The sequence below is a fragment of the Vibrio sp. CB1-5 genome (genome assembly GCF_059412285.1).
The window spans coordinates 21,969-29,818 of the sequence record NZ_JBJHPB010000043.1 but is presented as its reverse complement, the minus strand read 5'-3'; the positions used below and the strand labels follow the sequence as shown (position 1 = coordinate 29,818).

The window sequence follows — 7,850 nt, the reverse complement described above, 5'->3', positions numbered from 1 at the left end:
CGTAAGAACCAAAAGCGCATTTAACTTCACAGCGCGTTGCATGAGATCCCCTTTTCAAGGGGATGACGCTATGTTCGCCATTCTTACTTTCTTGCGCCATCCTCACTTCCCTTTTTCAAGGGGTGACACTATGCGATCGGGATGACGTGAGTTAATTGGATCACATTATTTAAGAAGATGACGAAGTACTACTTATTCACAATCGCCAAATACTCAGCCACACCTTCAGCAACCGTCTTAAACTCAACATCACAACCCGCTGCACGCAAGTTCGTCAAGTCTGCCTGGGTAAACTCTTGGTATGCACCTTTTAGATGATCCGGGAACGGAATATTCTCGATTTCGCCTTTGCCGTGATGCTTAATCGCTGCCTGTGCAATTGCCTCAAACGTTTCCGCATTACCGGTACCGCAGTTATAGATACCCGAAACGCCATTTTCCATGAACCAAAGGTTTACTTTAGCGACGTCACCCACGTATACAAAATCACGTTTAAAGTGCGCGCTACCTTCAAATAGCTTCGGATTTTCACCCGCATTCATTTGGTTGTTTAGATGGAATGCCACCGATGCCATGCTGCCTTTGTGCTGCTCACGAGGGCCATAAACATTGAAGTAACGGAAACCTGTGATTTGAGACAGCGTCTCACCGTGCGCTTTTGCATCTGCCCATAGGCGGCGAACGTAGTTGTCAAACTGCTGCTTAGAGTAACCGTAGACATTAAGTGCACCTTCGTATTGGCGCTCTTCTTTAAATACCGTCGTTTCACCATAAGTTGCAGCTGATGAAGCATACAAGAATGGAATTTCACGATCTAAGCAGTAATGCAGTAGTTCTTTTGAGTACTCATAGTTGTTCAGCATCACATACTTGCCATCCCACTCAGTCGTTGCAGAGCAAGCACCTTCATGGAAGACCGCTTCAATCGGGCCGAAGTCATCGCCCGCCATAACTTGAGTAAGGAAGTCATCACGATCCATGTAGTCTGTGATGTCTAGGTCAACTAAGTTTTTGAACTTACGTCCATTTTTTAGGTTGTCGACAACCAAAATATCATTCAAGCCAGCTGCATTAAGTGCCTTGATAATATTGCTGCCAATCATGCCAGCGCCACCAGTTACAATGATCATAAAACGTTCCAAATTAAGTGGGATAATGACTTGAAGTATATAAGATTTACTAAGGGGTTCAAAGGAGTTCCTTGGTAACAAGCGCCGAGAACACAGGTTGACAAATCGTGATGAGGCGCGCAAAAAATATCATTTGTCAGAAAGGTGTAAAAATAATACCGTTTACAATGCTTTATACAATGGACTAACATTGAAAGTCAGTGTGTTCAATTATATGCACTGAATTATCGATAATTGAGTAAAAGGAAATAACCATGAAAAAAATCGCATTAATCATGGCGATTGCAGCAGGTATGGCTAGCCCAGCATTTGCAGAAGCTGAAGGTGGCGCAGCAGGCGCTGGTGCAGGCGGTGCAGCAGCAGGCTCAGCAATGACTGGCGGTATTGTAATTGGTACTGCAGCTGCAGTAGCAGTGGTTGCAGTTGCTTCAGCTGAAGACAGTAACCCAACAACTTCAACAGCAACAACAACTAACTAATTGTTTTAAAGCAATTAATTTAAAAGTTCAGTTGAACGATTGTAAATATTAAGCTCCGATTACATTGTAACGGGGCTTCTTTGATTGGCACTTAACTCTTCACGTTTTACGTCGATCTCGCTAGTTAATTTTCAATGCCAAAGGACAGTACATTGAAAATAAAGTTGTTTTTAGCAGTATTATTAGTATTTCTCCTTTCTGCTTGCTCTCAGCGCTTTCAGCATGTGAATGACACCATTTCTGAGGCCGTATTTGGCGCAGATGACGTTATCATGACGGCAGAACACATTCGTAAGCTCCCCTATGCAAGTATCTACGCCAAGATTGACGATGGCGCTCAGATTTTTATGGTGCTCGCTTTCGCGGACACAAATCCTGCTACCGGTATCACACAATATAAATGGATGTCATCCGATAATGCGTTGATCGTGACAGAGGGTGGAAGAATTGTAAAAACCATTGGGTTGTTCGGTGATAACTTGATGGGAGTAACTACAAGTAATAAAACATCTGCATCATGGAGTGTGATGTACGATTGGATGCCAAATTATCAGTACGGTTACCGCGGCACTGTGAGGCAGGTTTTGGGTGATAAAGGTGTTGTGGCTACCCCAACTGCAAGTTATCAGACTCAGCAATACGCAGAAGAGATTACGTTCGATGCATTAGATATCAGTATTCAAAACAACTACTGGCGTGATGTGTCCACCGACCGAGTGGTTCGCTCTGTCGAGTACATAGGGCCGAACATGACCAAAATTGAGCTTACCATGCTCAAGTTCCCGACGATTTAAGAAACAACTGGATCGTTGGCGGTTTGGCGTCAACATCTTTTTGCAGGTTCAAGGATGCCCATGCCAAATAAAAGAATAAAAAGATTTGTTATCGCTGTGCTTGCATTCGTATCAGCACCTTTATTCGCAAATCAGCTCTCCGTATTGCTTCCAAATCAATCAATTAGACTAGATTATGGATCACCAGCTCGATTAGAGACAGTGCTGCGTGATGCTCATACACAGGCCGTGCAGCGCAAACTCAACTATATCCCGATTCAGAGCCAGCTTTTCGCCATAGATAAGCAATCGCTTATTGATGCAAAGAAACAAGAATTGATAACCCGTCTTCAAGACCTAGCGATATCTGAACCAGAGATTGGGGCAGAGACAGTAGAGCAGATGTTGAAGCAGTCAGAGTTCCACTATAGAGAATTTACTAGTCTAGATTACGATAAAGTCCAAGCTCAAATCGTAACTAACTCGCTCCTCTCTGGTCATTATCAACTGGTGATGACATCAAGAAAAAATGATGTCCACTTTGTTGGTGCTCTCTCACGTCAAGCAAAGGTATCACAACAAGCTCAATGGTTTTTAGCGGACTATTTTGAGGCATTGGGTAAGCTGAAGTTAGATAGCGCGAGCTCCAGCATTGCCTATGTCATACAACCAGATGGTGAAGTGCAGGTTGCTAGATACGGTAACTACAATTTTCAGCCACACTATATTGCTCCTGGTGCAACGATCTATGTGCCATTAGATTCCTTACCTTCAAAGTTTGAGTCTCTCAACCAAGATATTGCCCAGCTATTGCGTCACAAGGTAGTGAATAATGATTAAACACAGTTTGAGACCAACATTATTGGCTATGGCGATCAGCGGTTCTTTGAGTGTCAGCGCCAATGATTCGGTGTTTGAACCCGCAGTATTAACGCCCTCCCAGTCTGACTTTGGAGGCGTTGGTTTGATGCAAATGCCGAGTGGACGAATGGCGCCAGAAGGTGAGTTTAGTATTAACGGAGACTGGAACAGCCAGTATCACAAATACAATGTGAGTTTACAGGTTGCACCATGGCTGGAAACTACCATCCGTTATACCATTGTTCAGAACGTCATGTTCAGTGATAACCCAGAGTTCAGTCGAGACAACAAGTTTACCGACAAAGGTATCGATCTCAAATTTCGCCTTCTAGAGGAGAGTGATTATCTACCGGAGACGTCCATTGGTCTGCGCGATCTTGGTGGGTCAGGCAAATTCTCTGGTGAATACTTAGCGGCGACAAAACGCTACCAGAATATCGATTTTACTCTTGGTATTGGCTGGGGCTACCTAGGCACAAGAGGCAATATTAAAAACCCATTCTGCTCAATCTCCTCGGGGTATTGTGAGCGACCAGGTTATGCCGATCGCAAAGGCAACGGCGGTCTCCTGGATTTTGAACGATGGTTTAAAGGACCTGCTTCTCTTTATGGTGGACTAGAATACCAAACACCATGGAAGCCACTGCGTTTCAAATTAGAGTATGATGGCAATGATTACTCCCAAGACTTCCCGGTGAAAAAAGGGCAGGACATGACACCGGCTACACCTTGGAATGTGGGGGCTTTATATCGTCTGGGGCAATGGGGGGATGCTAGGGTGAGTTACCAGCGTGGTAACTCTGTTGCTTTAGGTTTAACGCTTCGCACTAACTTCAATGATATGCGTGCTAGGTGGCTAGATGAACCAGAACCGAAACTACGTCCAACGTCTCACAGCCTAGACTCACAAGATATCGACTGGGCATCGCTTGCCCAAGAACTCGAACGCAACGCTGGCTATAAAGATGTACGTATCGAGAATACAGCCACTGAAGTGATTGTATCCGGTGAGCAAGTTAAGTATCGAGACAGGGAAGAGGCGCACTCACGAGCCGCGGTCATCCTTGCGAATCATCTACCTAACAGTGTTGAAAAGTACACTATTGTAGAGACCAAGCAGCATTTACCGCAAACAGAGGTCACCATAGCGGCGCAGGACTTCAAGAAAATCGTGATTGAACAGCCACTTGACCGCAGAAAACACGATGCTATTGAGAAAAAAGAACTCTCAAAACGAGAGCCTGTCTCGGCGGAATATGATGGTTTTGAGAGACTCGAATATTCAATCAGGCCGACACTTGCACAATCATTTGGTTCTGCGGAGAGTTTTTATCTCTATTCCATTGGTATCGATGGCAGTGTGGGCGGCTGGGCTACTCGCAACCTAAATCTATCTGGTACATTGCATCTAAACCTAGTGGATAACTATGACCAATTCACATACCTAGTCCCACAAGATGGTACCGATGTTCCTAGGGTACGAACCTTGTTCCGCTCCTACGTATCTGACAACACACTTTGGGTGAAAAACCTTCAGGCAACCTGGTTTGAACAGTTTGGAAGTGACTTCTACAGCCAGGCCTATGCAGGCTACCTAGAAACCATGTTTGCTGGTGTTGGTGGCGAACTGCTATATCGACCGCTTAATAGCCAATGGGCTATTGGTGCTGACGTCAATCTGGTGTCACAACGAGACCCGTCAAGTGCATTCGGACTCTTTACCGAAGAGCAACAGTTTAGTGAGCGAGATAACCGCCCATACAAAGTGGTGACCAAAGGCTTTACGGGATTCTTAACGGGTTACTACCAACCGAATTGGAGCTTTATTGACAATACTTTGTTTAAGGTCGGCGTAGGGCAGTTCTTAGCGGGTGATATTGGAACGAGGGTAGATGTATCCAAGCAATTTAAAAGTGGGGTTATTGCGGGCGCATACGCAAGCTTTTCGAACTTAAGTGCGGAAGAGTTCGGGGAAGGGAGCTTTACCAAAGGTTTCTATGTATCGATTCCATTCGATCTAATGACAGTGAAACCAAGTGCCAACCGCGCGTTTTTCAACTGGCAACCGATCACGCGTGATGGGGGGCAAATGCTAGGTAAGAAGTATGATTTGTATAGCGTGACAGATTCGAGAGCTCCGTGGTTGCAAAGGCCGAATCAAGTGGAGTAAATAATGTCGAAAAAAGAAGCACCTTTTTAAAAAGGTGCTTCTTTTTTGATTAGTTAACTTCGATGTGCTCGAAGCCTTTAATGAGATCATCAAGCTGTTTCACTTGAGCAAGGAACGGCTCTAGTTTGTCTAGCGGGAATGCTGAAGGACCGTCACACTTCGCTTTCGAAGGTGCAGGGTGTGCTTCCATAAACAAACCAGCAATACCTGTTGCCATACCTGAAAGTGCGAGTTCAACGGTCTGCTCACGGCGTCCGCCAGAAGCTGCACCAGAAGGATCGCGCATCTGAAGAGAGTGGGTTACATCAAAAATAATAGGGCTGCCATTTGAGGCTTTTTTCATTACGCCAAAACCAAGCATGTCAACCACTAGGTTGTCGTAGCCATGACATGCGCCGCGTTCGCACAAAATGACTTTGTCATTGTCACACTCAGCGAATTTTTCAACGATGTTACCAACTTGGTTTGGACTCATAAACTGAGGTTTCTTGACGTTAATGACAGCGCCAGTTTTTGCCATTGCTTCTACAAGATCAGTCTGACGAGCAAGGAAAGCGGGCAACTGAATAACGTCGACCACTTCTGCGACAGGTTGAGCCTGAGCTTCCGTGTGTACGTCAGTGATGATGCTAACGCCAAACGTTTCTTTCAACTCTTGGAAAATCTTTAGGCCTTCTTCCATGCCAGGTCCACGGTACGAATGGACTGATGAACGGTTGGCTTTATCGAATGAAGCTTTAAAAACGTAAGGAATTCCAAGCTTTTCAGTAACTTTTACATAGTGCTCACAGATTTGCATAGCGAGATCACGTGATTCTAGAACGTTCATCCCGCCAAACAGTGTAAAAGGCTTGTCATTGGCTACTTCAATACCGCCAACATTAACGATTTTTTGTTTCATGTTACTTCCGTATTTACTCGCTATCGATAGCGATGAGTTAGTTGAATAATTTGCGGATGCGATCAAGATCCTGCTGGGTATCAATACCATGCTCTGGCGATATTGATGCCTTGTCGATTACGATTTGAATACCATTTGCAAGAGGGCGAAGCTGCTCAAGCTTTTCAAGAGATTCTAGAGGGTGCTCTTGCATTGTAGTGATGGCTTTCAAGGTTGATACACGGTAGGCATAGATACCAAGGTGGCGATAAAAGCCACCTTCAGGTAGTGTCACGCTTTCAGCATCAAACTCATCTCTAGGATAAGGGATAGGGGCGCGACTGAAATAGACGGCGCGATTCTCTTCACCGAGTGCGACTTTAACAACGTTTGGATTCAAAAAGTCCTCAGTCGCTGTAATAGGTTGCATCAACGTGGCAATACCAGCATCTGGGTGATTAGAAAGCAGCGTAGAAACCTGTGACAGTAGCTCTCCCGGAATTAAAGGTTCATCACCTTGGAGGTTGACGACGATATCTTCGTCAGCAAACCCTAAAATTGATGCAGCTTCGGCGAGACGATCGGTTCCCGAGTTATGCTCCACTGATGTCATAATGCCTTTCGCACCAATTGCAGTAACAGTGGCGAGAATATCTTCGTGATCGGTAGCGACAAAGACTGAATCTGATACTGACAACGCTCTCTCAATGGTGTGTGCAATGACGGGTTTGCCTGCCAACTCAAGCATTAGTTTGCCCGGTAAGCGACTGGACGCAAATCGAGCTGGAATTACTATGTGTACTTTTGCCATGGTGTTCTCTGTTATTATCGTGCTTCTCTAAGTACTTTGTGAAGATCTAAAATTGACGCCAACCTATGGGTTGGAATGATTGTAGTACCGTTTTCGGAGTCATTTGGAGCTATCCAGACACTCTTAATACCCATTTGATTTGCCCCATCAATATCGGAGGTTAGCGAGTCGCCTATGTGGATAACCTCTGACGGGGAAGCATCGACGAGCGCCAGAGCTTTCTCGAAGATACTTGCACAAGGTTTTTCCTCTGGTTCATCACCGCCTACGATAATATGATCAACGTATTCTTTCATACTGACTTTAACGAGTTTAGGGTGTTGAGAAAAAGCTGGGCCATTTGTAATAACAACGAGTTTGTACTTGCCACGCAACTCAAGCAGGAGCTCCTTTACGCCTGGAAAAAACTCAAATGCAGCCATTCTTGCTTGATCAAAATAGCTTTGTGCAGTGGAGGCTTCTTCTAGGCAGAGATTAATGCCTTGTTCCGCCATCAAAGCCTTAACGAGATGAATACGGAACAAGCCTTCGTTTGGTAGTAGCTCGGCAACCGAAGGAAGCTCATGATTCAGTCTTTTATATACGCCATCGATATAGCGTTCTACAAATAGCTTTTCATCCAAACTTGGATGTTGTTGTTTGAGCCAACTAGCAAATGCGGCTTTTGCTGAGACCTCTGCTTTAGAAGTTCCACAAAGTGTCTCATCCATGTCTAAGAAAATTGATTTAATATTATCCACTTTCTA

The 7,850-nt window shown here is 44.8% G+C and carries 8 protein-coding genes; 4 read left to right on the top strand and 4 right to left on the bottom strand.

Features of this window, described 5'->3' with window-relative positions; all coding sequences use genetic code 11:
• Positions 1–188: 188 nt before the first annotated feature.
• Positions 189–1,130, bottom strand: a complete 942-nt coding sequence (gene rfaD / locus ACJB0T_RS20880; RefSeq protein ID WP_479291876.1) for an ADP-glyceromanno-heptose 6-epimerase — start codon at positions 1,128–1,130, stop codon at positions 189–191.
• A gap of 254 nt (positions 1,131–1,384) precedes the next feature.
• On the opposite strand from rfaD, the gene ACJB0T_RS20875 reads away from it, so the two are divergent.
• The 4 genes from ACJB0T_RS20875 (at position 1,385) to ACJB0T_RS20860 (ending at position 5,413) form a co-directional block, all read left to right on the top strand.
• Positions 1,385–1,609 carry a hypothetical protein gene (locus ACJB0T_RS20875; RefSeq protein ID WP_479291874.1) on the top strand — a complete coding sequence of 75 codons (225 nt, stop codon included), beginning with the start codon at positions 1,385–1,387 and terminating at the stop codon, positions 1,607–1,609.
• Between the two features lie 152 nt (positions 1,610–1,761).
• On the top strand, positions 1,762–2,403 hold the full coding sequence (locus ACJB0T_RS20870) for a YjbF family lipoprotein (RefSeq protein WP_479291872.1): 642 nt from the start codon (positions 1,762–1,764) through the stop codon (positions 2,401–2,403).
• Positions 2,404–2,463: 60 nt separating this feature from the next.
• Positions 2,464–3,222, top strand: coding sequence for a capsule biosynthesis GfcC family protein (locus tag ACJB0T_RS20865; RefSeq protein ID WP_479291871.1), 759 nt, complete (start codon positions 2,464–2,466; stop codon positions 3,220–3,222).
• The gene (locus ACJB0T_RS20860; RefSeq protein WP_479291869.1) at positions 3,215–5,413 is read left to right on the top strand and encodes a YjbH domain-containing protein; all 2,199 of its coding nucleotides are present in this window, start codon (positions 3,215–3,217) and stop codon (positions 5,411–5,413) included. The genes ACJB0T_RS20865 and ACJB0T_RS20860 overlap by 8 nt, the downstream gene beginning before the upstream one ends.
• A gap of 49 nt (positions 5,414–5,462) precedes the next feature.
• Here the strand turns inward: ACJB0T_RS20860 and kdsA are convergent, their stop codons facing one another.
• The 3 genes from kdsA to ACJB0T_RS20845 are packed head-to-tail and all read right to left on the bottom strand — an operon-like array spanning position 5,463 to position 7,844.
• On the bottom strand, positions 5,463–6,314 hold the full coding sequence (gene kdsA / locus ACJB0T_RS20855) for a 3-deoxy-8-phosphooctulonate synthase (RefSeq protein WP_479291868.1): 852 nt from the start codon (positions 6,312–6,314) through the stop codon (positions 5,463–5,465).
• Between the two features lie 37 nt (positions 6,315–6,351).
• The gene (gene kdsB / locus ACJB0T_RS20850; protein WP_479291867.1) at positions 6,352–7,104 is read right to left on the bottom strand and encodes a 3-deoxy-manno-octulosonate cytidylyltransferase; all 753 of its coding nucleotides are present in this window, start codon (positions 7,102–7,104) and stop codon (positions 6,352–6,354) included.
• A gap of 14 nt (positions 7,105–7,118) precedes the next feature.
• Positions 7,119–7,844, bottom strand: a complete 726-nt coding sequence (locus tag ACJB0T_RS20845; RefSeq protein ID WP_479291865.1) for an HAD family hydrolase — start codon at positions 7,842–7,844, stop codon at positions 7,119–7,121.
• Positions 7,845–7,850 lie beyond the last annotated feature (6 nt).

What these genes read in the sequence shown, in the direction of transcription:
- kdsA (WP_479291868.1), bottom strand. Translation starts at nt 6,314, where the DNA reads ATGAAACAAAAAATCGTTAATGTTGGCGGTATTGAAGTAGCCAATGAC.
- ACJB0T_RS20875 (WP_479291874.1), top strand. Translation starts at nt 1,385, where the DNA reads ATGAAAAAAATCGCATTAATCATGGCGATTGCAGCAGGTATGGCTAGC.
- ACJB0T_RS20865 (WP_479291871.1), top strand. Translation starts at nt 2,464, where the DNA reads ATGCCAAATAAAAGAATAAAAAGATTTGTTATCGCTGTGCTTGCATTC.
- ACJB0T_RS20860 (WP_479291869.1), top strand. Translation starts at nt 3,215, where the DNA reads ATGATTAAACACAGTTTGAGACCAACATTATTGGCTATGGCGATCAGC.
- kdsB (WP_479291867.1), bottom strand. Translation starts at nt 7,104, where the DNA reads ATGGCAAAAGTACACATAGTAATTCCAGCTCGATTTGCGTCCAGTCGC.
- rfaD (WP_479291876.1), bottom strand. Translation starts at nt 1,130, where the DNA reads ATGATCATTGTAACTGGTGGCGCTGGCATGATTGGCAGCAATATTATC.